General features: G+C 53.6%; 25 protein-coding genes. 12 read left to right on the top strand and 13 right to left on the bottom strand.

Going from position 1 to position 26050, the window contains the following annotated elements; all coding sequences use genetic code 11:
* Window positions 1–112: 112 nt before the first annotated feature.
* Together ACUTQ5_RS10140 and msrA are read right to left on the bottom strand one after the other, a co-directional pair.
* On the bottom strand, window positions 113–1444 hold the full coding sequence (locus ACUTQ5_RS10140; protein WP_445651158.1) for a hemolysin family protein: 1332 nt from the start codon (window positions 1442–1444) through the stop codon (window positions 113–115).
* A gap of 176 nt (window positions 1445–1620) precedes the next feature.
* The gene (msrA, locus tag ACUTQ5_RS10145; protein WP_445651159.1) at window positions 1621–2262 is read right to left on the bottom strand and encodes a peptide-methionine (S)-S-oxide reductase MsrA; all 642 of its coding nucleotides are present in this window, start codon (window positions 2260–2262) and stop codon (window positions 1621–1623) included.
* A 287-nt stretch (window positions 2263–2549) separates the two neighbouring features.
* Here msrA and tamA point away from each other — a divergent pair, with 287 nt between their 5' ends.
* From tamA to ACUTQ5_RS10160, 3 genes are read left to right on the top strand one after another with little or no spacing between them, the layout of a single operon-like run.
* On the top strand, window positions 2550–4286 hold the full coding sequence (gene tamA, locus ACUTQ5_RS10150) for an autotransporter assembly complex protein TamA (RefSeq protein WP_445651160.1): 1737 nt from the start codon (window positions 2550–2552) through the stop codon (window positions 4284–4286).
* Window positions 4283–8101, top strand: a complete 3819-nt coding sequence (gene tamB / locus ACUTQ5_RS10155; protein ID WP_445651161.1) for an autotransporter assembly complex protein TamB — start codon at window positions 4283–4285, stop codon at window positions 8099–8101. The genes tamA and tamB overlap by 4 nt, the downstream gene beginning before the upstream one ends.
* Window positions 8102–8103: 2 nt before the next feature.
* Complete coding sequence (locus ACUTQ5_RS10160) at window positions 8104–8451, top strand: gamma-glutamylcyclotransferase family protein (RefSeq protein WP_061807503.1); 348 nt, start codon at window positions 8104–8106, stop codon at window positions 8449–8451.
* A gap of 52 nt (window positions 8452–8503) precedes the next feature.
* Here ACUTQ5_RS10160 and ppa read toward each other — a convergent pair whose 3' ends face one another.
* Complete coding sequence (ppa, locus tag ACUTQ5_RS10165) at window positions 8504–9034, bottom strand: inorganic diphosphatase (protein ID WP_153858279.1); 531 nt, start codon at window positions 9032–9034, stop codon at window positions 8504–8506.
* Between the two features lie 256 nt (window positions 9035–9290).
* On the opposite strand from ppa, the gene ACUTQ5_RS10170 reads away from it, so the two are divergent.
* Window positions 9291–10844, top strand: a complete 1554-nt coding sequence (locus ACUTQ5_RS10170; protein WP_445651162.1) for a methyl-accepting chemotaxis protein — start codon at window positions 9291–9293, stop codon at window positions 10842–10844.
* Window positions 10845–10880: 36 nt separating this feature from the next.
* Here the strand turns inward: ACUTQ5_RS10170 and fbp are convergent, their stop codons facing one another.
* Window positions 10881–11885, bottom strand: coding sequence for a class 1 fructose-bisphosphatase (fbp, locus tag ACUTQ5_RS10175; RefSeq protein ID WP_445651163.1), 1005 nt, complete (start codon window positions 11883–11885; stop codon window positions 10881–10883).
* A gap of 168 nt (window positions 11886–12053) precedes the next feature.
* On the opposite strand from fbp, the gene mpl reads away from it, so the two are divergent.
* Entirely contained in the window at window positions 12054–13433 is a 1380-nt protein-coding gene (gene mpl / locus ACUTQ5_RS10180) for a UDP-N-acetylmuramate:L-alanyl-gamma-D-glutamyl-meso-diaminopimelate ligase (RefSeq protein ID WP_445651164.1), read from the top strand.
* A gap of 191 nt (window positions 13434–13624) precedes the next feature.
* Here the strand turns inward: mpl and yhcN (ACUTQ5_RS10185) are convergent, their stop codons facing one another.
* The 3 genes from yhcN (ACUTQ5_RS10185) to argR form a co-directional block, all read right to left on the bottom strand.
* A complete protein-coding gene (gene yhcN / locus ACUTQ5_RS10185) occupies window positions 13625–13888 on the bottom strand; it encodes a peroxide/acid stress response protein YhcN (RefSeq protein WP_445651165.1) in 264 nt (87 codons plus the stop codon).
* Window positions 13889–14011: 123 nt separating this feature from the next.
* Window positions 14012–14275, bottom strand: coding sequence for a peroxide/acid stress response protein YhcN (gene yhcN, locus ACUTQ5_RS10190; RefSeq protein ID WP_012004928.1), 264 nt, complete (start codon window positions 14273–14275; stop codon window positions 14012–14014).
* Window positions 14276–14680: 405 nt separating this feature from the next.
* The gene (gene argR, locus ACUTQ5_RS10195; protein WP_174354050.1) at window positions 14681–15151 is read right to left on the bottom strand and encodes a transcriptional regulator ArgR; all 471 of its coding nucleotides are present in this window, start codon (window positions 15149–15151) and stop codon (window positions 14681–14683) included.
* A gap of 467 nt (window positions 15152–15618) precedes the next feature.
* Between argR and mdh the strand changes: the two genes are divergently transcribed.
* On the top strand, window positions 15619–16557 hold the full coding sequence (gene mdh / locus ACUTQ5_RS10200; RefSeq protein WP_174354051.1) for a malate dehydrogenase: 939 nt from the start codon (window positions 15619–15621) through the stop codon (window positions 16555–16557).
* Window positions 16558–16625: 68 nt separating this feature from the next.
* On the opposite strand, the gene ACUTQ5_RS10205 is transcribed toward mdh, so the two are convergent.
* Complete coding sequence (locus tag ACUTQ5_RS10205; RefSeq protein WP_153858274.1) at window positions 16626–16886, bottom strand: helix-turn-helix domain-containing protein; 261 nt, start codon at window positions 16884–16886, stop codon at window positions 16626–16628.
* 181 nt (window positions 16887–17067) lie between these two features.
* Here ACUTQ5_RS10205 and ACUTQ5_RS10210 point away from each other — a divergent pair, with 181 nt between their 5' ends.
* Window positions 17068–17418 carry a DNA-binding protein gene (locus ACUTQ5_RS10210; protein ID WP_445651166.1) on the top strand — a complete coding sequence of 117 codons (351 nt, stop codon included), beginning with the start codon at window positions 17068–17070 and terminating at the stop codon, window positions 17416–17418.
* Window positions 17419–17467: 49 nt separating this feature from the next.
* On the opposite strand, the gene ispB is transcribed toward ACUTQ5_RS10210, so the two are convergent.
* The gene (gene ispB, locus ACUTQ5_RS10215; RefSeq protein WP_012004932.1) at window positions 17468–18439 is read right to left on the bottom strand and encodes an octaprenyl diphosphate synthase; all 972 of its coding nucleotides are present in this window, start codon (window positions 18437–18439) and stop codon (window positions 17468–17470) included.
* Window positions 18440–18708: 269 nt separating this feature from the next.
* Between ispB and rplU the strand changes: the two genes are divergently transcribed.
* The 4 genes from rplU (at window position 18709) to cgtA (ending at window position 21561) form a co-directional block, all read left to right on the top strand.
* Window positions 18709–19020 carry a 50S ribosomal protein L21 gene (rplU, locus tag ACUTQ5_RS10220; protein WP_012004933.1) on the top strand — a complete coding sequence of 104 codons (312 nt, stop codon included), beginning with the start codon at window positions 18709–18711 and terminating at the stop codon, window positions 19018–19020.
* 17 nt (window positions 19021–19037) lie between these two features.
* Window positions 19038–19295 (top strand): 50S ribosomal protein L27, encoded by a 258-nt coding sequence (gene rpmA, locus ACUTQ5_RS10225; protein WP_004933559.1) that lies wholly within the window; start codon window positions 19038–19040, stop codon window positions 19293–19295.
* Window positions 19296–19400: 105 nt separating this feature from the next.
* Window positions 19401–20372 (top strand): DMT family transporter, encoded by a 972-nt coding sequence (locus ACUTQ5_RS10230; protein WP_445651167.1) that lies wholly within the window; start codon window positions 19401–19403, stop codon window positions 20370–20372.
* Between the two features lie 16 nt (window positions 20373–20388).
* Window positions 20389–21561: an Obg family GTPase CgtA gene (gene cgtA, locus ACUTQ5_RS10235; RefSeq protein WP_012004935.1), complete on the top strand. Its 1173-nt coding sequence runs from the start codon at window positions 20389–20391 to the stop codon at window positions 21559–21561.
* A gap of 41 nt (window positions 21562–21602) precedes the next feature.
* Here the strand turns inward: cgtA and pmrB are convergent, their stop codons facing one another.
* The 3 genes from pmrB to dacB are packed head-to-tail and all read right to left on the bottom strand — an operon-like array spanning window position 21603 to window position 24765.
* Entirely contained in the window at window positions 21603–22664 is a 1062-nt protein-coding gene (gene pmrB / locus ACUTQ5_RS10240; protein ID WP_445651168.1) for a two-component system sensor histidine kinase PmrB, read from the bottom strand.
* A complete protein-coding gene (gene pmrA, locus ACUTQ5_RS10245; protein ID WP_012004937.1) occupies window positions 22661–23323 on the bottom strand; it encodes a two-component system response regulator PmrA in 663 nt (220 codons plus the stop codon). The genes pmrB and pmrA overlap by 4 nt, the downstream gene beginning before the upstream one ends.
* An 8-nt stretch (window positions 23324–23331) precedes the next feature.
* Window positions 23332–24765 (bottom strand): serine-type D-Ala-D-Ala carboxypeptidase, encoded by a 1434-nt coding sequence (gene dacB / locus ACUTQ5_RS10250; RefSeq protein WP_445651169.1) that lies wholly within the window; start codon window positions 24763–24765, stop codon window positions 23332–23334.
* A gap of 256 nt (window positions 24766–25021) precedes the next feature.
* Between dacB and greA the strand changes: the two genes are divergently transcribed.
* Window positions 25022–25498, top strand: coding sequence for a transcription elongation factor GreA (greA, locus tag ACUTQ5_RS10255; protein WP_012004939.1), 477 nt, complete (start codon window positions 25022–25024; stop codon window positions 25496–25498).
* A gap of 114 nt (window positions 25499–25612) precedes the next feature.
* Here the strand turns inward: greA and yhbY are convergent, their stop codons facing one another.
* Window positions 25613–25906 (bottom strand): ribosome assembly RNA-binding protein YhbY, encoded by a 294-nt coding sequence (gene yhbY / locus ACUTQ5_RS10260; RefSeq protein WP_004933536.1) that lies wholly within the window; start codon window positions 25904–25906, stop codon window positions 25613–25615.
* Window positions 25907–26050 lie beyond the last annotated feature (144 nt).

Genomic DNA, 26050 nt, shown 5'->3' on the forward strand with positions numbered 1-26050 from the left:
GAGCTGGCCGCCTAGCCGCAACTCGAAATTCATAGGGTAATAGTTAGAGCACCTGCAAAAGCTAAAATAATTGCGGCCCCGTTTGGGGCCGCTGATGTTTTACCGGTTGAGATCAGGCCGCGGAGGTTTCTTCCGGCGCCTTCGGCAGTACCGATGCCGGTTTGTCGCTCAACCGGGTTACCAACAGCTGGTCAATCTTGTAGCTGTCGATATCCACCACTTCAAACTTGTAACCGGCGTATTTGACGAAGTCGGTCCGTTTCGGGATCTTGCGCAGCATATACATCATAAAGCCGCCGATGGTTTCGTAGTTGCCCGCCTGCGGGAACTCATCAATGTGCAGCACGCGCATTACATCTTCAATCGGCGTACCGCCTTCAATCAGCCATGAGCTTTCATCACGCGCTACGATCTGCTCTTCCTGGCCCTGGCCTACCAGATCGCCCATCAGCGTGGTCATCACGTCATTGAGTGTGATGATCCCCACGACCAAGGCATACTCATTAAGAATAACCGCAAAGTCTTCACCGGCGGTTTTAAAGCTTTCCAGTGCTTCAGAGAGCGTCAGGGTATCCGGCACGATCAGCGCCGAGCGGATCTGCACGCCGCTGCTCAGCACTAGGCTCTGATTGCCCAGCACGCGGTTCAACAGGTCTTTGGAGTCCACGTAGCCGACGACTTGATCGATATTGCCATCACACACCAGGAACTTGGAGTGCGGATGGGTTGAGACCTTCTCGATAATGCTTTCTTCGGTCTCACGCAGGTCAAAGTAAACCACGCTTTCGCGCGAGGTCATCGATGAAGGGACGGTGCGAGACTCCAGTTCAAATACGTTTTCGATCAGCTCATGTTCCTGTTTGCGCAGCACGCCCGCCAGGGCACCGGCTTCAACCACCGCATAGATATCGTCGGAGGTGATGTCGTCTTTGCGCACCATCGGCAGTTTGAACAGGCGGAAGATCAGGTTTGCCATGCCGTTGAAGAACCACACCAGCGGCCGGAAAATCATGATCGAGAAACGCATCGGGTTGATGATCCGGACGGCAAACGTCTCTGGTGCAATCATACCGATGCGCTTCGGGGTCAAATCTGCAAACAGGATAAACAGACTGGTTACCAGCACGAATGAACAGACGAAGCTGGCCTGCTCTGCCAGTTCAGATGACAGAAAGCGATCGAACAACGGTTGGAAAGTAGGAGAAAAGGCTGCATCGCCGACGATACCGCCGAGAATGGCTACGGCGTTCAGGCCAATCTGTACCACGGTAAAATACAGCCCCGGGGTTTCCTGCAGTTTGAGGACTTTGGCGGCATTGACGTTACCTTCGTCAGCCATCATTTTCAGTTTAATCTTGCGTGACGCGGCCAGAGATATTTCCGACAGTGAGAAGAACGCACTCACTGCGATCAGAAAAAGAATCAGTAAAATACTGTTTAACATAATCTATCCATACGTGCCGACGGGATGACGGCGCTCTTGAGGAAGGGTAGTACATTGTAAAAAAAGTAGCGATAACAACCAGAAAGGAGGTTATCAGGCCGCAGATGCGGCCCGCACAGTATAGCAGCAGCTCTACCGGGGCCGCCAGTGGTTAAAAATTACCGCCAACCTGCGACTTAGCCCTGTGGGGGTAAACAAACACCTATGCCCCCCAGGCCACAGTATCCTTCGGGGTTTTTGTACAGGTACTGTTGGTGGTCGTCCTCGGCATAGTAGAACGGCAGTGCCGGTGCGATTTCGGTGGTGATGGTGCGTTTATCGCCAGCCTGGTCCATCGCCTGTTGGAAACGCTGCAGGCTGCTTTCCGCTTCGGTCTGCTGCTCTGGCGTCAGCGTATAAATCGCCGAGCGGTACTGAGTACCGACGTCGCCGCCCTGCCGCATGCCTTGCGCCGGGTCGTGGTTCTCCCAAAACACCTGCAGCAACTGTTTATAGTTGATGATTTTCGGATCGAATACTACTCGCACCACTTCAGTGTGGCCCGTTTGGCCGCTGCACACTTCGCGATAAGTCGGGTTTGGCGTATAGCCACCGCTGTAGCCTGCTGCGGTGCTGTAAACCCCTTGCTGCTGCCAGAACAAGCGTTCCACTCCCCAGAAACACCCCATGGCGAAGATCGCTACCTCCATGCCGTCCGGCACCTGGGTCATTGAGTGATTGGTGACCACGTTAAGCGTGGCAACCGGCATGGGCGTGGTGCGGCCAGGCAATGCGTTTGCCCGGTCGACGGTTTGTGTTTTATCAAAGAATGGCACCACGGTTGACTCCTGTTGTCACAGTAAGAATTGGCCTAAGAGGCGGCAGTTAAGTTGTATCTAACCGCAACTTTGCCCACAATAAGCTACATATTGAGATTATGTCTCAGATTAACGCAGTATTTAGAGCGCCAAAAGATAAGAATGCGCCAGTTTACTGCGGCAGTAAAACCGTAACATGCAGCGTCTGGAATAATGCTGAAAAGGGCCGCCGTCCTGATAGCGCGGAGTAGGCCCTGGCCCCAGAGTGAGTGTTATTTCAGGAAAGTAAAATAAATTAAGGAGAACACGTGCCACGATACCGTGCCCTGTGCTTTGTGTGTGCGCTGCTCGCCACGCCTGCGGCTTATTCGGCGAATGTGCGCCTGCAGGTTGAAGGACTTAGTGGGGAACTGGAAAAGAACGTCCGGGTGCGTTTGTCCTCCATCACGCCGGAAGAGGTCAGTACGAATGGCCGTTTTCGTGCCCGTGTAGATGAAGCGGTCCGCCAGGGGCTGCGAGCACTCGGCTATTATCAGCCAACCATCGAATTTACGCTCGATGACCGGCCAGGGCTGACTCGCCCGGTGCTGCACGCCAAGGTTAACCCTGGCGAACCGGTGCGAATTGCCAGTGCCAATATCGTGCTGGAAGGCGGCGCAAAAACCGATGAGGACTATCTGTCGTTAGTCAAAAAAGGCAAGCCGACGATAGGCGAGATCCTCAATCACGGCAAATACGACAGTTTTAAAGGTTCGCTGACCGGTCTGGCACTACGTAAGGGCTATTTCGATGCCGATATGACCAAAAGCCAGCTCGGCGTGGCCGAAGATCTGCACAAGGCCTATTGGGACATTGATTTCAACAGTGGCCAGCGTTATCGCTTTGGCCAGGTGAAATTCACCGGTTCGCAAATTCGTGAAGACTATCTGCAAAATCTGGTGCCCTTTCATCAGGGGGATTATTACAGTTCGGAAGATCTGGCCGAACTGAACCGCCGTTTATCCGCCACTAACTGGTTTAACTCGGTGGTGGTGTCCCCTGATTTCCAAGATGCCAAAGAGAACAAGATTTTGCCGTTAGATGCGTTGGTCACGCCGCGCACGCGTAACACCATCGAAACCGGTGTTGGTTATTCCACCGATGTCGGTCCCCGGATCAAAGGCACCTGGAAAAAGCCGTGGCTTAACGACCGTGGCCACAGTCTGGAAACCAGTGCCAGCATTTCGGCTCCGGAACAGCAGCTCGATTTGACCTATAAAATCCCGTTATTGAAAAATCCACTGGAGCAGTACTACCTGCTGCAGGGTGGTTTCAAGAACGTTGATCTCAACGATACCAAGTCCGTCACCTCAAAAGCGGTGGTTTCCCGCAACTGGGATCTCTCCAGCGGCTGGCAGCGGGCACTCAACCTGACTTGGCGTCTTGACCACTTTACTCAGGGTAACGTTACCAACACCACCATGCTGCTGTATCCCGGCGTTAGTGTTAACCGCACCCGTTCACGCGGTGGCCTGATGCCCACCTGGGGTGACAGCCAGCGCTATTCTATTGATGTGTCCGACAGCACCTGGGGATCTGACGTGGACTTTGCGCTGATGCAGGCGCAGAACGTTTGGATCCGCACCCTGGCCGACAAACACCGTTTTGTCGCGCGTGGGCAGGTGGGCTGGATTGAAACCAACGACTTTGAAAGAGTGCCGCCGGACCTGCGATTTTTCGCCGGTGGCGATCGCAGCATTCGTGGCTACAAGTACAAGGGCATTTCACCCCGCGACGACGACGGTAAGCTGACTGGCGCTTCCAAAATGCTGACCGGCTCGCTGGAGTATCAATATAACGTGACCGGTAAATGGTGGGGCGCGGTGTTTGTCGATTCAGGCGAAGCGGTGAACGATATCAAGCAGAGCGACTTTAAGACCGGTGCCGGCTTCGGCGTGCGCTGGCAGTCACCGGTTGGCCCGGTGAAGCTCGATATCGCCGCCCCGGTTGGGGATAAAGACACCCACGGGGTGCAGTTCTATATTGGTTTGGGGCCTGAACTATGAGCCTGATAAAAAAGATTTGCCTGGGTTTCCTGATTGTCCTGCTGTTGCTGATCGGCGGCGTGGCATACCTGCTCGGGACCACCAGTGGTCTGCATTTGGTTATCAACAGTGCGGCACGCTGGGTGCCGGGGCTGGATATTGCCAGCGTCACTGGCGGCTGGCGTGACCTGACGCTGAAAGGCGTGAAATACCAGATGCCGGGCGTGACGGTAAATGCCGGGCAGTTCCATCTGTCGCTCGATCTGGCCTGTTTTAAAAACAGCTCGCTGTGCGTTAACGCCCTGACCGCGCAGGACGTGGATGTAGTGGTGAAAACCAAAGAAATGACGCCGTCCGCACCGGTGGCAGAAACCAGCGAGCCCACGACCAACCTGAGCACGCCGTACCCTATCACTTTGCGCCTGCTGGCGTTGAACAACGTTAAGGTCAGCGTCGACGATACGGCCATTTCTCTTGGCGAGTTCCGTACTGGCGCACAGTGGCAAGAACGTGCTCTGACCCTGCTGCCAACTAAAATCAGCGGCTTGCTGATAGCCCTGCCGAAAACGCCGCAGAACCCACTGCCGGAGGCGGTGCAACCGGTGGTTGAGGTGGCGAAAAAGGTTGAGGAAAAAGCCAATCACCCCGAGAAGCCGGCCCCTCAGCCGGAAGAGAAGCCGCTGGGCGAAACCCTGAAAGAACTGTTTGCCAAGCCGCTGCTGCCGGATCTGCCGGACATTCGCCTGCCGCTGGATATCACCGTCAAGGAGATCAGCGGTGAACAGCTGCGACTGACCGGTGATACCGACATGTTGATTACCAGTCTGCTGCTGCAGGCCAGTACTCTGGATCAGCATATCCAACTGGACAACTTTGATGTGAAATCTCCGCAGGGCACACTGTCGGCTCAGGGGCAAGCTACGCTGACCGGCAGTTGGCCGGTGGAAATGGTGGCCAACAGCACGTTGAACATCGATCCATTGAAAGGCGAAAAGGTAAAGCTGAACATTGGCGGCGGGCTGCGTGAAGAACTCAAGGTAGCGCTCAACCTGTCCGGCCCGGTCGGCGCGCAGCTTGATCTGCAAACCCGGTTAGCCGAAGCCGGTTTACCGCTGGTATTGACGCTGCAAAGCAAACAGCTGAAATGGCCGCTGAGCGGTGAGTCGCAATACCAGATTAACGATTTCCGCCTGCGCTTCAATGGCAAGGCAACCGACTATGCGTTATCGACCCGCGCCAATATCAAAGGCAAGGACTTGCCCCCGGCGGTGCTGACGCTGGACGGCAAAGGAAATGTTGAACAGTTCAAACTGGATCGCCTGCGGTTGGCGGCCTTGCAGGGTAATACCGACCTGACTGCGCTGGTGGACTGGAGCAAGGCCATCAGTTGGAATTCACAGCTGACGCTGAGCGGCATCAATACCGCCAAACAGTGGCCTGAGTGGCCAGCTACGCTTACCGGCAAGATCACCACTCGCGGCAGTTTGCACGGTGGCAGTTGGCAATTACAGGTACCGGTGCTGCAGCTCGACGGTAACGTGAAGCAAAACAAGGTCACCGCGCGCGGTACGCTTAGCGGCAACGCTGCCGGCCAATGGAAAATTCCGGGTATCGATCTGACCCTGGGACGCAACCAGCTGAACGTCAAAGGGCAACTGGACGAGAAGAGCTGGAATCTGGATGCGAACATTGATGCACCACGTCTGGACGGCGCTTTACCTGGACTGGGCGGTACGGCGAAAGGCCTGCTTAAACTACGTGGCAACATGCAGGCGCCTCAGTTGCTGGCTGATCTGACCGCTTCTGGCCTGCAGTGGCAGGCATTGCGCCTCAACCGGGTGAAAATTGACGGCGACGTGCGTTCCAGTGACCAGATCCAGGGGCAACTGGCAGTACGTGTCGAACAGCTGAAGCAAGATGCGTTGGACATCAACTTGCTTCAGCTTACTGCCAAAGGCAGTGAGAAACAGCACCAACTGCAGCTGAAAATTGACGGCAAACCGGTCTCTGGCCAGTTGGCGCTGCAGGGCAGTTTCGATCGCGAGCAGCAACGCTGGCGCGGCAACCTGAGTAATACTCGCTTCGATACTCCGGTGGGCGAATGGCGGTTAACCCGCGCTATCGCACTCGATTATCTGAATACCGCACAGAAAATCAGTATCGGGCCGCACTGCTGGCAGAACCCGAATGCCGAGCTCTGCGTACCGAAAACCATCGAAGCCGGGCAGAGCGGACAGGCCAGCGTGGTGCTGAACCGCTTTGATCTGGCGATGATCAAGCCTTTCCTCGGGCCGGAAACGGCGCTGAGCGGCGTGTTCACCGGGCGGGCGGACGTTAGCTGGAAACCTGGCGGTGCGCTGCCGGAGGCGAAAGTCTCACTGGTGGGCAATGGGGTGAAGGTGGTACAGCGGGTACAGGGCAATGCGCTACCGATCGCCTTCGACAAGCTAAACCTTAACGCCGGGCTGACCAATGGCCGTGCGCAGGCCGACTGGTTGATCAAGCTGACCAATAATGGTCAGTTTGACGGTAACGTACAGGTTGCCGATCCGCAGGTGCGCCGCAATATCAGCGGTAACGTCAACATTACCAATATTTCACTGGCGATGATTAACCCGGCGCTGATGCAGGGAGAAAAAGCGGCGGGTATGTTGAACGCCAACCTGCGTCTGGGCGGTAGTGCTCAGAAACCTTTGGTTTATGGCCGCATGGCGTTGGACAAGGTCGATATTGACGGTCACTGGATGCCGTTCGACATGACCAACGGTCGTCTGGTGATGAACTTCGACGGTATGACCTCAACGCTGGAAGGACTGGTCAGCACCACCCACGGTCAGCTTAATCTGTTCGGTGATGCGGATTGGCGTGATATCAATGCCTGGCGTGCACGCATTACCGCCAAGGGCGATAAATTGCGGGTGACGGTGCCGCCGATGATCCGCATCGACGTTTCACCGGATCTGGTGTTTGAAGCCACGCCGCAGCTGTTCTCACTCAATGGTTCAGTAGACATTCCGTGGGCGCGTATTACGGTACAAGAGCTGCCGGAAAGCGCGGTCGGTGTCTCTTCCGACGAAGTGATGCTGGATGATCAACTTAAACCGATAACGCCGAAAACCGCAGGGATCCCGATCAACAGCAACCTGATGATCCACGTTGGCAACGATGTGCGGCTGGATGCCTTTGGCCTGAAAGCGCGGTTGAAGGGCGATCTGAAAGTGGTGCAGGATAAGAACGGCTTGGGCCTGAACGGTCAGATTGACATCCCTTCCGGTCGCTTCCATGCTTATGGTCAGGATTTGATTGTCCGCAAGGGCCAGTTGATGTTCTCGGGTCCGCCGGACCAGCCGTTGCTGAATCTCGAGGCGATCCGTAATCCGGACTCGACCGAAGATGATGTTACCGCTGGGGTACGCGTCACCGGGTTGGCGGATGCACCGAAGCTGGAAGTGTTCTCGGATCCGGCCAAATCTCAGCAGGAAGCGCTGTCTTATCTGCTGCGTGGCCAGGGATTGGGCAGTTCCGGTGCCGATGGCAACGCAATGACCTCAATGTTAATTGGGATGGGGGTTGCACAAAGTGGTCAACTTGTGGGTAAAATCGGCGAGGCATTTGGCGTAAGCAACTTGGCCCTGGATACTCAGGGGGTTGGCGACAGTTCCCAGGTTGTCGTCAGCGGTTATGTTCTCCCTGGCTTACAAGTAAAATATGGGGTGGGCATTTTCGACTCATTGGCCACACTGACGTTGCGTTACCGCCTGATGCCTAAATTGTATCTTGAAGCGGTGTCTGGTCTCGACCAGGCATTAGATTTGCTCTATCAGTTTGAGTTTTAGCGATGCGAATAATTGTCTACGGCAGTTTACGACGCAAACAGGGAAACAGCCATTGGATGACTAACGCCCAATGGTTAGGCGAGCATGAGCTCGAAGGCTATCAGATTTATAATCTGGGTCATTACCCGGCGGCGATCCCTGGAGAGGGCACGGTACATTGTGAGGTGTATCGCATCAACTCATCGATTTTGGCTGAGCTGGACGAACTGAAAAGCAACACCAAGGACTATAAGCGCGAGCTGATTCAGACGCCTTATGGAAGTGCGTGGATCTACCTGTATAAACACAGTGTGGACGGTTATCCGCGGATCAACAGCGGTGACTGGCTGAGGCGTCTCGACGAAAAGTAAAAAAAAACACCGCTCACTGAGCGGTGTTTTTTTATCGGACGGCGGCTAAGAATTACTTCTTGGCTGCACGTTCGAAAGAGGCAACGATTTCAGCTTTGGCAGCGGCAGCGTCTGCCCAGCCTTCCACTTTCACCCATTTGCCTTTCTCCAGATCTTTGTAGTGCTCGAAGAAATGAGAGATCTGGGCTTTCAGCAGTTCTGGCAGGTCGTTCACATCTTTGATGTGATCGTACTCTTTGCTCAGTTTGCTGTGCGGAACGGCAACCAGTTTCGCATCTTCACCGGCTTCGTCGGTCATCTTCAGGACGCCCACCGGACGGCAGCGGATCACTGAGCCAGGCTGCAGCGGGTATGGCGTTGGTACCAGCACGTCAACCGGATCACCGTCCAGAGACAGGGTGTGGTTGATGTAACCGTAGTTGCACGGATAGAACATCGCGGTGGACATGAAACGGTCAACAAACAGCGCGCCAGTGTCCTTGTCGATTTCATATTTGATTGGATCGGCATTGGCCGGGATTTCGATAACTACGTAGATGTCTTCTGGCAGGTCTTTGCCAGCAGGGACGTTAAGCAAGCTCATGTCGGTTTCCTTTAATCAAACCAGAAATGGAGTGGCGGCTATTATAGCGGACTCTTTTGTGATTTCCTGCCCTTTTCATCACCCAAGTCCCGGCAGACAGTCATCCACTGAATTTCCAGATTAATCCTCCAACGACGTTAAGTTTTCCCCGCGGTTGCCGATAACGTCATCAAATAATAATGAGTCGGCGAAGTCTGGCTCTGCGTTTTACCTCCTCTACGTTAGAACTCACTATTTCTGAAGCCGAGAAGAACTCATGTTAAAAAAGATTACGGTCAAGGCCGGGCTGATTGCCTTGCTGAGCCTGATGACGCTGCTGTTGATTATGGTCAGCACCATCGGCATCAATGCCATTAATGAAGGGTCGCGATCGTTACACACCCTGAACCAGATTTTAGGGCAAGAACTTGGGTCGCTGGCCAGTAGCTCCAACCTGACGCTACGCGCCAGAACGGCGGCCTCACTGGCGGTGCGCCAGCGTGAAATCGGCCAGCTCGAGGTGTCCGACGCCACTGTGGGGCGCATTTATGATTACCTCGCACAGTCGAAGCAGGAAATGGCGCGCTTTGTCAGCGTCGGCACTGTGACCGAACGTGGCCGCGAACTGTCCACTCGCCTGCAAAACAGTTACCGCGCCTATCTGGAACAGGGCGTCAGGCCGATGGCCGATGCCATCAAGGCCGGCAAAGTTGATGACTATTACGACATCCAGGAAACCAAAATCTCTGCATTGAGCATCGCCTTCGAAAAAGACCTCAGCGACTTCCACAGCTTTGCCATGAATATCGGCCAGCAGCGGGTGAACGAAGCGGAAAGCAACGCCAGTACCAAGATTACCCTGATCCTGATCGCCGGCCTGCTCAGCGTGTTGCTGGCGGTATTGGCCTGGTTCGCGCTGCGAGTGATCATTCTGCGTCCACTGGATGAATCTATCGCCCAGTTGGAATATATCGCCGGGGGCGACCTGACGCACGACATCACCGGCGAAGGGGAAACCGAAATGGGTCGTCTGATCCGTGCGATGCAGCGGATGCAGCAGGCGTTGGTCAGTTCGGTCAGCAAGGTTCGTGATGCCAGCAGCCAGATTGACACTGGTTCACGCGAGTTGGCCGCCGGCAACCTGCATCTGGCGCAGCGCACCGAAGAGTCGGCCGCTTCGCTGGAGGAAACCGCCGCCAGCATGGAACAGCTGACCTCGACGGTGAAAATGAACGCCGAGAATTGCGAGCAAGCTAATCAGCTGGCGCTCAGCGTCTCTGATATTGCCAATCAGGGTAGCGAGGTGGTTAGCCAGGTGATGGACAAGATGCAGGCCATTACCGATAGCTCACGCCGCATCGCCGATATTATCAGCGTGATGGACGGTATTTCGTTCCAGACCAATATTCTGGCGCTGAATGCGGCGGTAGAAGCGGCACGCGCGGGTGAACAAGGACGCGGCTTTGCTGTGGTAGCGGGTGAGGTTCGCAGCCTGGCTCAGCGTAGCGCTCAGTCAGCCAAGGAGATCAAAGGGTTGATCGAAGCGTCGCAGAACCGGGTGCAGGAAGGCGAGCAGATGGCCGAGTCCGCGGCGAAAACCATGAGTGGTATTACCGGTGAGGTAGGGCGTGTGACGGCGTTGATGCGGGAAATTTCTGCGGCTACACGTGAGCAAAGCAGCGGCATTGAGCAGGTCAATCTGGCGGTGGCACAGATGGATCAGGTGGCGCAGCAAAATGCGGCCTTGGTCGAGGAGTCGGCGGCGGCAACGCGTTCGCTGGAGGATCAGGCCCAGTTGCTGGCCCAGAGTATGGCGGCGTTCAAACTATAATGCAGGGGGCGACAGGCGCCCCCCACAAGGAACCTGTTATTCGTCCGGGTTCTCGGCGATAAAGCGCTCGGCGTCTTCCACCATGGATTTGGTGCCGACGAAGAACGGTGCACGCTGGTGCAATTTCACCGGGGTAATGTCCAGAATACGGTTTTTACCGTCGCTGGCTTTACCGCCTGCCTGTTCCGCCAGGAACGCCATCGGGTTGCATTCATACAGCAGGCGCAGCTTGCCTTGCGGGTGGCTGGCGGTGCTTGGATAAATATAGATGCCGCCTTTGAGCAGGTTGCGGTGGAAGTCGGCAACCAGCGAACCGATGTAGCGGGAGGTATAAGGGCGCTGAGTGGCTTCGTCCTGTTCCTGACAATATTTGATGTATTTCTTCACACCGCGCGGGAACTTGATGTAGTTACCTTCGTTGATGGAATACATATTGCCGGTAGCCGGGAAGCGGACTTTCTCGTGGGAAAGGCAGAACACACCCAGAGACGGATCGTAGGTAAAGGCATGCACGCCATAACCGGTGGTGTACACCAGCATGGTCGAGGAACCATAAACTACGTAGCCGGCTGCAACCTGGGCGCTGCCTGGTTGCAGGAAATCTTCTTCGGTCACGGGAGTGCCGACCGGGGTGATGCGACGATAGATAGAGAAAATCGTACCGACCGAGACGTTGACATCAATGTTGGACGAACCGTCCAACGGATCCATCAACACCACATACTTACCATTTTCAGCCCGCTCGCCGTCGAATATCACGATTTCATCTTCTTCTTCAGAAGCGATACCCGCAACTTCACCGCGCGCTTTCAATGCCGCTTTCAGCTTTTCATTGGCATACAGGTCCAGTTTCATCTGGACTTCACCCTGTACGTTGGAAATGCCGCTGGTACCGAGGATATCAACCAGACCCGCTTTGTTGATGTCGCGGTGGATGATTTTGGCGCCCAGTTTAATTGCAGAAAGTAACGCTGTCAGCTCGCCGGTGGCGTGAGAAAAGTCGTGCTGTTTCTCGACGATAAATTCGCCTAACGTTTTCATGACACAATCCCTGAATCTACGGATGGGTAGCGGTTTGTTAACAAACCGCCAACGTATTCGCGAGCAGTGTAGCCCAAAGATGAACGCTATTCATAGGCAAATCCATTTCTTCTGGACGATTCTGAGCGTTAGAATGTGCCAACATTCGACGTACTCTATGAGAAAACTATGCGCATTCACATTCTTGGGATCTGTGGCACCTTTATGGGCGGGCTGGCGGCGCTGGCTCGTTCGCTAGGGCATGAGGTGACCGGCTCTGACGCTAATGTCTATCCGCCGATGAGCACGCTGTTGGAGAAAGAAGGGATCGAACTGATCCAGGGTTACGATCCGGCTCAGTTGGATCCCGCACCGGATCTGGTGATCATCGGTAACGCCATGACGCGCGGTAACCCGTGTGTTGAAGCAGTACTGGAGCTGGGTATCCCTTACGTTTCCGGCCCACAGTGGCTGCATGATTATGTGCTGCGCGATCGCTGGGTACTGGCTGTTGCCGGGACCCACGGCAAGACCACCACTGCCGGCATGGCAACCTGGATCCTGGAAGCCTGCGGCTACCAGCCGGGCTTTGTTATCGGTGGCGTGCCGGGCAACTTTGACGTTTCTGCCCGCCTGGGGGGCAGCCCGTTCTTTGTCATCGAAGCCGATGAATATGACTGCGCGTTCTTCGACAAGCGTTCCAAGTTTGTGCATTACAGCCCGCGTACGCTGATCCTGAATAATCTGGAGTTTGATCACGCCGACATCTTCGACGATCTGAAAGCGATTCAGAAACAGTTCCACCATCTGGTGCGTTTGGTGCCAGGCAAGGGCAAAATTATTTTGCCTGACAACGACAGCCACCTGAAGCAGGTGATGGCGATGGGCTGCTGGAGTGAGCAGGAGCTGGTTGGGGAAGAAGGCGTATGGCGTGCACAGAAGCTGACGCCGGACGCCAGCCATTATGCGGTATTCCTTAATGGTGAGCAGGTGGGCGAAGTCAAGTGGTCGCTGGTCGGTGAACACAACATGCATAACGGTTTGATGGCCATTGCCGCCACGCGTCATGTTGGTGTGTTGCCTGAGGATGCCTGTCGTGCGCTCGGCGACTTTATTAATGCCCGCCGTCGTCTGGAGCTGCGTGGTGAAGCCAATGGCGTCACGGTATATGACGACTTTGCCCATCATCCAACGGCAATTCTGGCGACCCTGGCCGCGTTGCGTAGCAAGGTGGGCGGCACTGCCCGCATTCTGGCGGTGCTCGAACCGCGCTCCAACACCATGAAAATGGGCATCAGCAAGAACGATCTGGCCCCGTCGCTGGGCCGTGCCGATGAAGTCTTCCTGTTCCAGCCGCACCATATCCCCTGGCAGGTGGCGGAAGTGGCGGAAGCCTGCGTACAGCCAGCTCACTGGAGCGCCGATCTGGATACGCTGGTGGACATGATTGTGAAAACGGCCCAGCCGGGCGACCATATTCTGGTGATGAGTAACGGCGGCTTTGGGGGGATTCACGATCGGCTGCTGGAGGCGTTGGTCAATAAACCGGAGCCAAAAGCCACCTATTGATTTCCTGCTTTGTCAGCAATCCAAGGGCCGATAGCGGCCCTTTTTTACGCCCAGAAAAAAGCCCTCGCGAGCGAGGGCAACGGGGTTCGTCGGATAGGACGACGAATTCTTCAGAGAATTAATGCTTACGACAGAACTCGGCAGTGGCAGTGACGAGGGTAATCAGTTCGGTAAGCATGTCCTCTGAATTGTTATTTATAGATTTCGGCGGTCGCGTGCCAGTTGCCGTTTTCGTAGGCTTCGATCACGCGGTAGGCTTTAGCACCTTGTTTGTCGGCCTTGTCAGACAGGGCCTGACGAATGTCGGAAGGCGCGCCGGTAATGCCGCTGGCGGTAATGGTTCCGACAGACTGAAGATTGGTCGCTTGGTCATTAGTGATTAACGTAGCGGCAGAAGCCCCTAAAGAAACGACTGACAGCAGGCTAAGTGCGGCGAGGGTAGTTTTCATGCTCATGATATTAAGTCCTGTTGTGATAACCGCCTGGAAGGGCTTTTTCAGCGTTTTTATACTTGAAGGCCGTTATCGGGGTATTGGGTTCCAGAGTTTTATTGCCCGTTGCCGGGTAACGCCTTGTACTTATTTGTAAATTTCTGCGGTAGCGTGGAAGTTGCCTTCGTTGCGCGCTTCAATCACACGATAAGCGGTTGCCCCTTTGGCATCGGCTTTTTCAGACAGTGCCTGACGGATGTCTGAAGGTGCACCGGCAACGCCGCTGACGGTGATAGTGCCTGCAGACTGCATATTTGCAGCCTGATTTGCATCAACAGATTGTGCTGCAAATGCGCCGAAGGAAAGCATGGATAGAACGCTCATGGTTGCGATGGTAGCTTTAATTTTCATGTTCTCACCTTTTCGTATTCTTTTATCAGTTCCAATGAACTGTGATTTACGTCACGGAAATGAGTATACATCTAGTAACGCTAAAAATTAATAGTTAGCTAACAGTTCCTTGTGAAACTTTATTATGGCGTTCCTTATTTTTAATAACCAGATGGAATAAAAAACGCTTATAAAACGATCTTTCGATGTTAAATTTATGTAATTTCAATAAGGTAAGTGCTTTTGACCAAAAGTGCGGAAGATAACAGTAGCTATTACTGGTTACGGACCAATGTCATTGAAATGTGCTGCAGCACGACGAGATTCTGGTTTTAAACGTGGCAAGGAATGAGGGAAGGGTAAGGATAGGGTTAAAGAAGCGCTAACAAAACGCGACCGTTAGCCGTATTTTGTTAGCGCACTGCATCATAACTCTTGTTCGAACAGCGATAGGATGGCTTCGTATAACTGACGAGCGCTAAAGCTGCTGGCCGGGGTAACGAAAATAGTGTCGTCACCGGCGATGGTGCCGAGAATACCTTCTGATTTACCCAGCGAGTCCAGCAGGCGGGCAATTAACTGTGCGGCGCCGGGGCTGGTGTGGATCACCACTACGGCATCGTTATGATCGACATCCAGCACCAGGTTCTTCAGTGGGCTGGTAGTGGTAGGCACGCCGAGTTCGGCTGGAAGGCAATACACCATTTCCATTTTGGCATTACGCGTCCGCACCGCGCCGAACTTGGTCAGCATGCGCGATACTTTGGATTGGTTGATGTTTTCGAAGCCTTCTTCTTGCAGCGCCAAAACGATCTCGCCTTGAGAACTGAATTTTTCTTCTTTCAATAACGCTTTAAACGCCTTGATCAGATCTTCCTGCTTTGCGGGATTACGCATTTTGCACCGTGGAATGTTGACAATAGAAGTCATTATTATGCATATAAATGAATTTTTATGCAATAAAAGGACGTCCGGAAAAAATAATAATGGCCGGACAATGGGGAAAGGGCGACATTTTAACAAAATCTGTATCCCATGAATATGCCCTTTCCATGACCGAAGGATCCGTCCATGGTGGTAAAGAAAATGTTATTAAAATGATGTTGTTCTGATGTTATGTAAGGGTGTAATGTAACCGCCGGTTAACTTGCTCGTGAATAACCTCGCAGTATTTTTGATTAGTGTGCGCTATGCCCTTCATGAGTAAGCGATTTAATCTAAGATATGCGCTCGATATCGGCCGCTTTATTGCACCAGCTCTCAAACGGACTGTTAAGGGATTGTTTTTAAAGGTGTAATAATTTAAGGTCCGTACCCACATATTCACGGCGCTTTATATATTTAAGATAATAAAGGAGTATAGGATGAAAGTTGCAGTTCTCGGTGCTGCTGGCGGTATCGGCCAGGCCCTCGCCCTTCTACTCAAAACCCAGCTTCCTTCAGGTTCTGAACTCTCTCTCTACGACATTGCCCCCGTTACCCCAGGCGTTGCCGTCGACTTAAGCCACATCCCAACCGCAGTTAAAATCAAAGGCTTCAGTGGCGAAGACGCTACTCCAGCTCTGCACGGTGCAGACGTGGTACTGATCTCTGCCGGTGTTGCACGTAAACCAGGCATGGATCGTTCAGACTTGTTCAACGTGAACGCGGGCATTGTGCGTAATCTGATCCAGCAAGTGGCAACAACCTGCCCGAAAGCCTGCATCGGCATTATTACCAACCCGGTAAACACCACCGTGGCTATCGCAGCAGAAGTGCTGAAGAAAGCCGGCGTGTATGATAAAAACAAACTGTTCGGTGTGACCTCGCTGGACATTATCCGTTCCAACACCTTCGTGGCCGAGCTGAAAGGCAAGCAGCCGGAAGAGTTGAACGTACCGGTTATCGGTGGGCACTCTGGCGTGACTATCTTGCCGCTGTTGTCACAGATCCCGGGCGTAAGCTTCACTGACCAGGAAGTCGCTGATCTGACCAAGCGCATTCAGAATGCGGGGACCGAAGTGGTTGAAGCTAAAGCTGGTGGCGGGTCTGCAACTCTGTCAATGGGCCAGGCGGCGGCGCGTTTCGGTTTGTCTCTGGTTCGTGCGCTGCAGGGCGAAAAAGGCGTGGTGGAGTGTGCTTACGTGGAAGGCGATGGCAAATATGCCCGCTTCTTCGCACAGCCTCTGGTGCTGGGTAAGAACGGCGTTGAAGAACGCAAAGATATCGGTACTTTGAGCGCATTCGAGCAGAAAGCGCTGGAAGATATGCTGGATGTTCTGCACAAAGATATCGAACTGGGCGAAAAGTTTATCAATAACTGATCATTCAGTAGTGCATGAGTATGCATAGGCCGCCGGACAGTGTACCGGCGGTTTTTTTATGCCTGTAGCTATGTGCGGATGCGGGCTTTTCGATCCAGCAGGTTATGGGTATATGGGTCGAAATAACGGCTTGGCCAGATCTCCGCAGGATGAATGTTAAGGGCTTCAGCAATTAACCATTCCCCTTTTGGCCAGGGGCGCGACAGCGCGTTTGCTAGCGTTGACGAGCTAAGCCCTGCTTTGCGCGAAACCGCCGCCAGTGTTGTTCCCTTCTTACGTAGTGCCGCAATGATATCCGCCGGATGCCAGTCCTTGTTCCTTGAGTTCATGTTTACATTCCTTTTTTGATTAGCGAAAGTTCTGTTAGTGGTATAACTAACAGGTCAAGATTAATCGTTTGAACAACATGAAGCGCTTATACGGAAACTAGGATACCACCAAATTTCTAAAAAAATATCCAATAAATTTCCAAAAAAAGATATTTGCCGACTTTTCCCAGAGAACATGGCTATGAAAAAAGAGTGGTTTGCCGCCAAGGAACTGACAGGCGTGGCAGGATTACCCTCCTCACCACAGGGAATAAATTTGATGGCACGTCGTGAAGGCTGGATCAGCCGTCGGCGTAAAGGTGTGCAGGGGAAAGCGCTGGAATACCATATTGACAGCTTGCCTACGGGGACGCGTAATTTACTGGTATTAAAAGAAGAACCTGCGAGATATCAGGTTGAACGCAAGGATCCGCTGGCCGTGTGGATTGAGTACTACTACCACTTGACAGAGAGTGAACGTGAGAAGGTATTGGCGTTCCTGGCGCGAGAAGGGATCGCTAGCTTGCTGGCGCGTATTTCAGCACAGAAATGATCAGACCCGCAGTGCGGGTCTGTGGAAATAATAATAGGCTTTTAGTTTCTTAAAAATCGCGTTGAACCGCAAGGTGCGCTAATCCTTCCAGCGCGGAGCGATGTGGCGATTCCGGCAGAACCTGCAACGCGGCAATGGCCTTGTCAGCCTCTTCCTCAGCCCGTTGGCGGGTATATTCCAGTGAGCCGCATTGCTGCATGGCTTGCAACACCGGTTCCAGCAAATGACGGCCGTTACCCTGTTCAATCGCCCCGCGGATCATGGCTTTCTGCTCGCCTTCGCTGTTATGCATGGCGTGCAGTAGCGGTAATGTCGGCTTCCCTTCATTGAGATCGTCACCGGTATTTTTACCCAGGGTACTGCCGTCAGCGCTGTAATCGAGTAGATCGTCGATCAACTGGAAAGCGGTGCCGAGATAGCGACCGTAATCCTGCAGTGCTTTTTCTTCTGCAACGCTTGCGTCTGACAGGATCGCCGAAGATTGCGCCGCCGCTTCAAACAGGCGTGCGGTTTTGCTGTAGATCACCCGCATGTAGCTTTCTTCGGTAATGTCCGGATCGTTGACGTTCATTAACTGCAACACTTCACCTTCGGCAATCACGTTGACCGCCTCAGACATCAGTGCCAGCACGCGTAGCGATTCCAGACTGGTCATCATCTGGAAAGCACGCGTATAGATGAAGTCGCCGACCAGGACGCTGGCGGCATTGCCGAAGGCGGCATTGGCGGTGGCCTTGCCACGGCGCATATCTGATTCATCCACCACGTCATCATGCAGCAGGGTAGCGGTGTGAATGAATTCGATCAGCGCGGCAACGGTAATGTGCTTATCACCCTGATAATGCAGCGCCCGCGCCGCCAGAACGGCGATCATCGGGCGGATGCGTTTACCGCCACCACTGATAATGTAATAGCCAAGCTGATTGATGAGCGTGACATCGGAATTCAGCTGTTCGAGAATTGTTGCGTTCACGGCCGCCATATCTTGCGCGGTTAACTCGGTAATTTGCTCTAGGTTCATTGTATTTTTTTCAGCTGTGTTTCTCTTCACCGCGTTGAGATCGCTGCTCACATCGGTACATGGCGGTAACTGTCCCCCTGATTGTACTTGAAAAACGGCTCAGATAAACGCCATGAAAGGAACTGTGTTTTTTTTCTTCTTTTTTCTGCTTCTGGTCTTATTCTGCTCTTGTCATACGCTGGATTATTGCGTAGAATTCGCGCCCTATTGTGAATATTTATAGCGCGCTCTGTACTAAACAGTTGGGCACGCGGAAAGCGGAGTTTTATATGTACGCGGTTTTCCAAAGTGGTGGTAAACAACACCGAGTAAGCGAAGGTCAAACCATTCGCTTGGAAAAGCTGGACATCGCAACTGGTGAAGCAGTTGAGTTTGACCAGATTCTGATGATCGCTAATGGCGAAGATATCAAAATCGGCGTTCCTTACGTCGATGGCGGTAAGATCAAAGCTGAAGTCGTTGCTCACGGTCGTGGCGAGAAAATTAAGATCGTTAAGTTTCGTCGTCGTAAGCACCATCGTAAGCAGCAGGGCCACCGTCAGTGGTTCACTGACGTTAAAATCACCGGCATCAGCGCTTAAGTTAGGGGAGCAGATTAATGGCACACAAAAAGGCTGGCGGCTCGACTCGTAACGGTCGCGATTCAGAAGCTAAACGTCTGGGCGTAAAACGCTTTGGCGGCGAAGCAGTACTGGCAGGCAGCATCATCGTTCGTCAGCGCGGCACTAAATTCCACGCTGGTACCAACGTGGGTTGCGGCAAAGACCACACTCTGTTTGCTTTGAAAGACGGTAAAGTCAAATTCGAAGTTAAAGGCCCGAGCAATCGTAAATTTATCAGCATCGAAGCTGAATAATTTTTCGAGCCTTACTAAATAGATGTAAGCCCCGCAATTCGTTGCGGGGCTTTTTACATTTATGGGCTGCTCATGCATCGGCTCGTCAGCGCTGGCAAAGGTAAGATGGAAACAAAACAGCAGGTCGGAATTGGCATTTCTCTGGCGGTGACTACGGCAGTTTGCTGGGGTGCATTGCCGATTGCGATGAAAGAAGTGCTGGTAGTGATGGATCCGTTTACCATCGTTTGGTATCGATTTACCATGGCTGCACTTGGGTTGGGGCTGATTTTGGCCGTGCGCGGCAAGTTGCCGCCGGTGACCCTGTTCCGTCAACCGCGCTGGTTGTTGATGCTGGTCATCGCCACCGCAGGCCTGCTGGGGAATTTTATTTTCTTCAGCTCTTCGCTGCAGTATCTCAGCCCGACAGCATCACAGGTGATCGGCCAATTATCGCCGGTCGGCATGATGTTTGCCAGCGTGCTGATTTTAAAAGAGCGGATGCGTATCACTCAGGTGATTGGCGCGCTGATGCTGATCTGCGGGTTGCTGTTGTTTTTCAACGTCAGCCTGATTGAGATTTTCACCCGCCTGACAGATTACACTCTTGGGGTGTTGCTGGGGGTGTGTGCGGCAATGGTATGGGTCACTTATGGCGTTGCGCAGAAAGTGTTGCTGCGTCGATTAGCCTCGCCGCAAATTCTGGTAATGTTGTACACTTTATGTGCAGTGGCGTTATTTCCTTTGGCTAGGCCGGAGGGGATTTTTCAGCTCAGCGGCTGGCAATTAGCCTGTTTGCTGTTCTGTGGTGCCAACACGCTGATTGGTTATGGTGCGCTGGCTGAAGCAATGGCGCGCTGGCAGGCGGCACAGGTGAGTGCGTTAGTTACGCTGACACCGCTGTTTACCCTGCTGTTTTCAGATTTATTGGCGCTGGCCTGGCCACAGGTATTCGCCACCCCGACCTTAAATGTCGTTGGCTATGTCGGTGCTTTCGTGGTGGTAGCGGGCGCTATGTTTTCCGCAATTGGTCACCGTTGGTGGCCGCGACGGGCAGAACCCCGCCTGGTTGCTCCTTTGAAGCAACCCGGTGAATGATTTACGGAGACGGTAAATGAAGTTTGTAGATGAAGCAGCGATCTTGGTCGTTGCAGGTGACGGTGGTAATGGTTGCGTCAGCTTCCGTCGCGAAAAATATATCCCGAACGGCGGGCCTGATGGGGGTGACGGCGGCGATGGCGGCGACGTCTATCTGTTGGCGGACGAAAACCTCAACACGCTGATCGACTACCGCTTTGAGAAATCTTTCCGCGCTGAACGTGGCCAGAATGGTCAGAGCCGTGACTGTACCGGTAAGCGTGGCAAAGATATTACCATCAAGGTTCCGGTCGGTACTCGCGTGCAGGATCAGGGCACCGGCGAGATCCTCGGCGACATGACCCGTCACGAGCAGCGTCTGATGGTGGCGAAGGGCGGTTGGCACGGTTTGGGCAACACCCGTTTTAAATCATCCGTTAACCGTGCTCCGCGCCAGAAAACTCTGGGCACCGCCGGTGAGGCTCGTGACATCCTGCTGGAGCTGCTGCTGCTGGCAGATGTAGGTATGCTGGGCCTACCGAACGCCGGCAAGTCGACCTTTATCCGTGCAGTGTCTGCTGCAAAGCCGAAAGTTGCCGACTATCCGTTTACCACTCTGGTGCCAAGCCTTGGTGTGGTACGTATGGATCACGAGCAAAGCTTCGTGGTTGCCGATATCCCGGGGTTGATCGAAGGTGCCTCCGACGGCGCTGGCCTGGGGATTCGCTTCCTGAAGCATCTGGAGCGCTGCCGCGTGCTGTTGCACCTGGTGGATATTGCCCCGATCGATGAATCTGATCCGGTAGAAAATGCCAAAGTCATCATCAACGAGTTGAATCAGTACAGCGAGAATCTGTCGCAGAAGCCACGCTGGCTGGTTTTCAACAAGATTGATGTGATTGGTGAGGAAGAAGCTGCCGAACGTGCCAAGGCGATTGCAGAGGGCATGGGTTGGGAAGGCAAGTACTACATGATCTCCGCGGTCAATCGTGAAGGCGTCAACGCGCTGTGCTGGGACGTGATGAAGTTTATCAACACCCAACCGAAAGCGATGGCCATTGAAGAAAGCGCGCCGGAGAAAGTCGAGTTCATGTGGGATGATTATCACCGTGAACAGATCGCTGAAGTGGAAGCTGAAGCGGATGACGACTGGGATGACGACTGGGATGAAGAGGACGACGAAGGCGTCGAAATCATTTACCAGAAGTAATCTTGTGAAGATAGGGGCTCAGTTAACACTGGGCCCTTTTTTTATTTCAGGACGTTTTCCGGTAACCAGCATTGCGCCTTGAGTCCGCTGGTATCCTGACGGTTTTCCAGTGTTAAACGGCCCTGATGCAGTTGCACAATGCGAGTTACGATATTCAATCCCAACCCACTGCCGCCATAGCGTTGATCCATACGGCGGAAGGCCTGAGTGAGTTCACCCGCTATTTTCTCTTTGACGCCCGGACCTTCATCGATCACCTGTAGTCGGTAACCGTGTTCCTGCGCAGAAAGTTCTACCTGGATCCTACTGCCCTCAGGGCTGTACCTATGGGCATTCTCAACCAGGTTACGCAGCAGCAGGCGTAACAGTACCGGGTCACCATGTACCGGGGCAGCGGCAGGAAGGTGCCATTGCAAACTTTGCCCGCGTTGTGCGGCCAACTCCTCGAGCTCATCCCGCAGCGGTTGGATCACGTCGCTTACCCAATCGAAGCGTTGATAATGTCCACTGGCAAAATCTTGCCCGGCGCGTGCAAGCATCAGCAATTGTTCGACGGTGTGCATCAGTTGGTCAATGCGCTTAATCAGTGGCCCACTTTGCGGAACCCCCTGTTTTTCCATTAATTCCAGATGCAGGCGGATCCCTGCCAGAGGCGTGCGTAGCTCATGGGCGGCGTCGGCAGTAAACAGCCGCTCCTGCTGGATGGTGTTGTCCAGGCGTGAGAAAAGCTGATTGAGTGCGGTGGTGACCGCTTTCATTTCCAGGCTGTCACTGTTAAGAGGGAGCGGAGTCAGGTTATCGGCGGAACGTTTCTCCAGCCGCTGTTGCAGCTGATTGAGCGGGCGGATAATCCAGCTTATTGCCCAAAATGAGGCGAGCAGCGTCACGATCATCATGATCAATGAAGGGGCGAGCAGTGAGGCTATCGCTTCGGCGATTTCCGTATCGACACGCTCGGTGCGGACCTTGGCCGATAGCGTTTCATCCACCAGGAAACTGATTTGCTCCTGGCTTTCATGCCACAACCAAAAGGCACTGATAAGCTGGGTGACCAAAAGGATCAGCGCCAGCATCAACAACAGACGGCGGCGCATGCTGATCATGATGAGGACTCCAGGCGATAGCCGATACCGCGAACGGTGCGGATGCGATCTTTACCCAATTTGCGGCGCAGGTTATGGATATGCACTTCCAGCGTGTTGGAGCCCAAATCGTCCTGCCAGGTATAGAGATCCTGTTGCAGCAGCTCACGATTGACCGTTTGTCCGGCGCGCATCATCAGACGTGACAGGATGGCGAATTCTTTCGGGGTAACTTCCACCGGCTGTTGTTGAACATACACCTGCTGGCTGGAGAGGTTGAGTTGGAGATCATCCAACTGCATGAGATTGTCACTATGGCCCTGATAGCGACGGATCAGCGCGCGTACGCGCGCCTGCAGTTCAACTAACGCGAAGGGTTTCACCAGGTAATCGTCGGCGCCGGCATCCAGCCCATCAACACGGTCTTCAAGCGCATCGCGAGCGGTCAGGATCAGCACCGGTAGCTCGACTTGCTGACGGCGCCATTGCCGAAGCAGGCTGGCGCCGTCCATGTCCGGCAGGCCCAGATCGAGGATAATCATGCTGTACTGACTGGTAAGGAGCAGAGCATTGGCCTCCGCCGCCGTAGCGGCGCAGTCGCAGGCATAGCCCTCCCCAGCTAATGCCAGGGCCAGGCCTTGTTGCAGGAGCTCATCGTCTTCAACAATCAGCAGTTTCATCGTAACCCTCAGTTATTCTGGTAAATATCCCGGTACAGACGGCTTTCGAAACGCACCAGTGGGGCACGGCGCTGTTTCTGATCTTCCGGCGGTACGGCATAACCCGACAGATACTGTACGAATGCAAAACGCTGACCGCTGGCGGTAGTGATAAACCCGGCCAGGTTATACACGCCTTGCAGCGCCCCGGTTTTAGCGGAAACCTTCCCGTCGACACCGGCTTCATGTAGGCCACCACGGTAACGTAAGGTACCGTCGTAGCCAGACAGCGGCAGCATTGAAATAAAGTTCAGCTCACTGTCATGCTGCGCGATGTACTGCAACGCCTGCATCATGGTTGCCGGGGCCAGCAGGTTATGGCGTGACAGGCCTGAGCCGTCCACCACGATGCTGTTGCCCAAATCGACACCGGCTTTCTGACGAAGTACCTGACGCACGGCATCGGCACCGGCACGCCAGGTGCCCGGCACGCCAAAACGTTCATGGCCGATAGTGCGGAATACGGTATCGGCGATCATGTTGTCCGATTTCTTCAGCATGATCTTCAGCAACTCGTGCAGCGGCGCTGATTGAGCCTGTGCGATCACCGTTCCCTTCAGGCCTGGTTGGGTCTGACGCTTCAGGTGGCCGTCGAGCTGAATACCGGCCTGCTTCAGCTCATCTTTCAAAATAGCCCCGGCATAGCTGGCACCATCCTGAATGGCGAAGGCCAGCGGCAGCGGATCGCTGCGTTGGGTCAGACAGCCGGTCAGGGTAAAGCGATTCAACTCGCCCGGCACCACATCCAGCTCACAATATTGGGTATCTGCGGAGCCTTTGGCCAGTGTGCGCACCTGGCTGAACATATTGACCGGGTAATACGAGGCCACGCGGATAAAGGCCATATCGCCCGGATTTGGCGCGCTGTACAACGAAACTGAGAAGCAGTTACGATCGACTATCGCCGCCGCCGGTGGTGCGCTGAAGCACTGGGTCAGGTCGTTCCACGGCCAGCCGGGGGCTTTGTCATGGCTGGCGAATACTGAAGTATCAACCAGCACATCGCCGGTGATCTGGCGTACACCCTGCTTTTTCAGGATCGCCACCATGTTGCGCAGGCTTTGGCGCTTAAAAGTCGGATCGCCGCTGAAGCGGGCAATCAGGTTGCCTCGCAGCACGCCGTCACTGATATCACCCTGGCTTTCCAGCGTGGTGGTGAAGCGATAGTCGGGGCCGAGCTGCAATAATGCAGCCAGCGCGGTCAGCACTTTCTGGGTACTGGCCGGCAACGCCATTTGCTGAGAGTGATAATCGATGGTCGGTGCGTCTGCGCCGATCTTCTGAACTACCAGGGCAAGGTTGGCCCCATCAGGCAAATATTGTGTGTAATCTTCAACCGGGGCCGCATTCGCATTTAGAACAAATGCGCAAGCCAATGCACTGACAATTCGTGAAAAACGCATAATCTCGGGATAACAGCTGGATAACGTGCCGTCATACTACGGTGCATTCAGGGAAAAAGTAAACGATGACCCTCAAGGAACTCTAGGCTAAAATGCGTATCAAAATGCAAAATCGATCCTGACTTGGGCAACTGTTCCGAGTCAGGCTTCTTTTGTTTGTCGCCTGGATGCGGGGGGCATGTAGCCACCGTTTTTTCATTCGAACACGTCAGGATGACGGTTATTTGAACAGGAAAGATTTAGAGGTATTTAGCTTATGAAACAGATTCCGATGACCTTGTTTGGCGCTGAAAAACTGCGCGAAGAACTCGAATATTTGAAAGGCGTGCGCCGTCCGAAAATCATTGCGGATATCGCTGACGCCCGTGAACACGGCGATTTGAAAGAAAATGCAGAGTACCACGCCGCTCGTGAGCAGCAGGGTTTCTGCGAAGGGCGTATCCAGGAAATTGAAGCCAAGTTGTCCAACGCGCAGGTGATCGATATCACCAAGATGCCTAACAATGGCCGCGTGATTTTTGGCTCCACCGTATCGGTGATGAACCTCGATAGCGAAGAAGAAGTGACCTACCGCATCGTTGGCGACGACGAGGCCGATTTCAAGAAAAATCTGATTTCGGTGAATTCGCCTATGGCGCGCGGTTTGATCGGTAAAGAAGTTGATGACGTGGTAGTGATAAAAACCCCGGGTGGCGATGTCGATTATGAGATCTTGAAGGTTGATTATCTCTGATCGCTCTGCATTCGTTCAGAAAATCGCCAGGGTTTTGTAAAGAAAGGAAAAAGGCCGCACGCGGCCTTTTATCTGAATCAGGTGCATGGCACCTTTTCGTTAACCCAATGCTTATTAACGCGGTAGACTGATCTTGCGCTCTTTAGAAGGGCGGTAAAGAATAAGCGTACTGCCGATGACTTGCACGTTGCAGGCACCCGTTTCACGCACGATAGCGTCGGCGATCAGGGTTTTGGTTTCGCGATCTTCAGCAGCGATTTTTACCTTGATCAGCTCATGATGCTCCAGAGCCTGTTCAATTTCAGCCAGCACCCCTTCGGTGAGACCGTTATTACCCAGCATGACAACCGGTTTTAACGGATGCGCCAGGCCTTTCAGGTGCTGTTTTTGTTTATTATTCAGATTCATTGTCTTTTTTGCTTAAGTTGGGATTGAAAACGGTACATTCTACCGCCATCTCATGTATATCACCAAATCGGTCTTCACCGGTGTGAGTCTACGTGAGCTGCGAACCTGACATTAAGACTCTTTTTATGATAGTTGGAAAACGAG

The organism is Serratia sp. NA_112.1, assembly GCF_052691715.1.

What these genes read in the sequence shown, in the direction of transcription:
- ACUTQ5_RS10140 (WP_445651158.1), bottom strand. Translation starts at nt 1,444, where the DNA reads ATGTTAAACAGTATTTTACTGATTCTTTTTCTGATCGCAGTGAGTGCG.
- tamB (WP_445651161.1), top strand. Translation starts at nt 4,283, where the DNA reads ATGAGCCTGATAAAAAAGATTTGCCTGGGTTTCCTGATTGTCCTGCTG.
- ACUTQ5_RS10160 (WP_061807503.1), top strand. Translation starts at nt 8,104, where the DNA reads ATGCGAATAATTGTCTACGGCAGTTTACGACGCAAACAGGGAAACAGC.
- ppa (WP_153858279.1), bottom strand. Translation starts at nt 9,034, where the DNA reads ATGAGCTTGCTTAACGTCCCTGCTGGCAAAGACCTGCCAGAAGACATC.
- ACUTQ5_RS10170 (WP_445651162.1), top strand. Translation starts at nt 9,291, where the DNA reads ATGTTAAAAAAGATTACGGTCAAGGCCGGGCTGATTGCCTTGCTGAGC.
- fbp (WP_445651163.1), bottom strand. Translation starts at nt 11,885, where the DNA reads ATGAAAACGTTAGGCGAATTTATCGTCGAGAAACAGCACGACTTTTCT.
- mpl (WP_445651164.1), top strand. Translation starts at nt 12,054, where the DNA reads ATGCGCATTCACATTCTTGGGATCTGTGGCACCTTTATGGGCGGGCTG.
- yhcN (WP_445651165.1), bottom strand. Translation starts at nt 13,888, where the DNA reads ATGAGCATGAAAACTACCCTCGCCGCACTTAGCCTGCTGTCAGTCGTT.
- yhcN (WP_012004928.1), bottom strand. Translation starts at nt 14,275, where the DNA reads ATGAAAATTAAAGCTACCATCGCAACCATGAGCGTTCTATCCATGCTT.
- argR (WP_174354050.1), bottom strand. Translation starts at nt 15,151, where the DNA reads ATGCGTAATCCCGCAAAGCAGGAAGATCTGATCAAGGCGTTTAAAGCG.
- mdh (WP_174354051.1), top strand. Translation starts at nt 15,619, where the DNA reads ATGAAAGTTGCAGTTCTCGGTGCTGCTGGCGGTATCGGCCAGGCCCTC.
- ACUTQ5_RS10205 (WP_153858274.1), bottom strand. Translation starts at nt 16,886, where the DNA reads ATGAACTCAAGGAACAAGGACTGGCATCCGGCGGATATCATTGCGGCA.
- ACUTQ5_RS10210 (WP_445651166.1), top strand. Translation starts at nt 17,068, where the DNA reads ATGAAAAAAGAGTGGTTTGCCGCCAAGGAACTGACAGGCGTGGCAGGA.
- ispB (WP_012004932.1), bottom strand. Translation starts at nt 18,439, where the DNA reads ATGAACCTAGAGCAAATTACCGAGTTAACCGCGCAAGATATGGCGGCC.
- rplU (WP_012004933.1), top strand. Translation starts at nt 18,709, where the DNA reads ATGTACGCGGTTTTCCAAAGTGGTGGTAAACAACACCGAGTAAGCGAA.
- rpmA (WP_004933559.1), top strand. Translation starts at nt 19,038, where the DNA reads ATGGCACACAAAAAGGCTGGCGGCTCGACTCGTAACGGTCGCGATTCA.
- ACUTQ5_RS10230 (WP_445651167.1), top strand. Translation starts at nt 19,401, where the DNA reads ATGGAAACAAAACAGCAGGTCGGAATTGGCATTTCTCTGGCGGTGACT.
- cgtA (WP_012004935.1), top strand. Translation starts at nt 20,389, where the DNA reads ATGAAGTTTGTAGATGAAGCAGCGATCTTGGTCGTTGCAGGTGACGGT.
- pmrB (WP_445651168.1), bottom strand. Translation starts at nt 22,664, where the DNA reads ATGATCAGCATGCGCCGCCGTCTGTTGTTGATGCTGGCGCTGATCCTT.
- pmrA (WP_012004937.1), bottom strand. Translation starts at nt 23,323, where the DNA reads ATGAAACTGCTGATTGTTGAAGACGATGAGCTCCTGCAACAAGGCCTG.
- dacB (WP_445651169.1), bottom strand. Translation starts at nt 24,765, where the DNA reads ATGCGTTTTTCACGAATTGTCAGTGCATTGGCTTGCGCATTTGTTCTA.
- greA (WP_012004939.1), top strand. Translation starts at nt 25,022, where the DNA reads ATGAAACAGATTCCGATGACCTTGTTTGGCGCTGAAAAACTGCGCGAA.
- yhbY (WP_004933536.1), bottom strand. Translation starts at nt 25,906, where the DNA reads ATGAATCTGAATAATAAACAAAAACAGCACCTGAAAGGCCTGGCGCAT.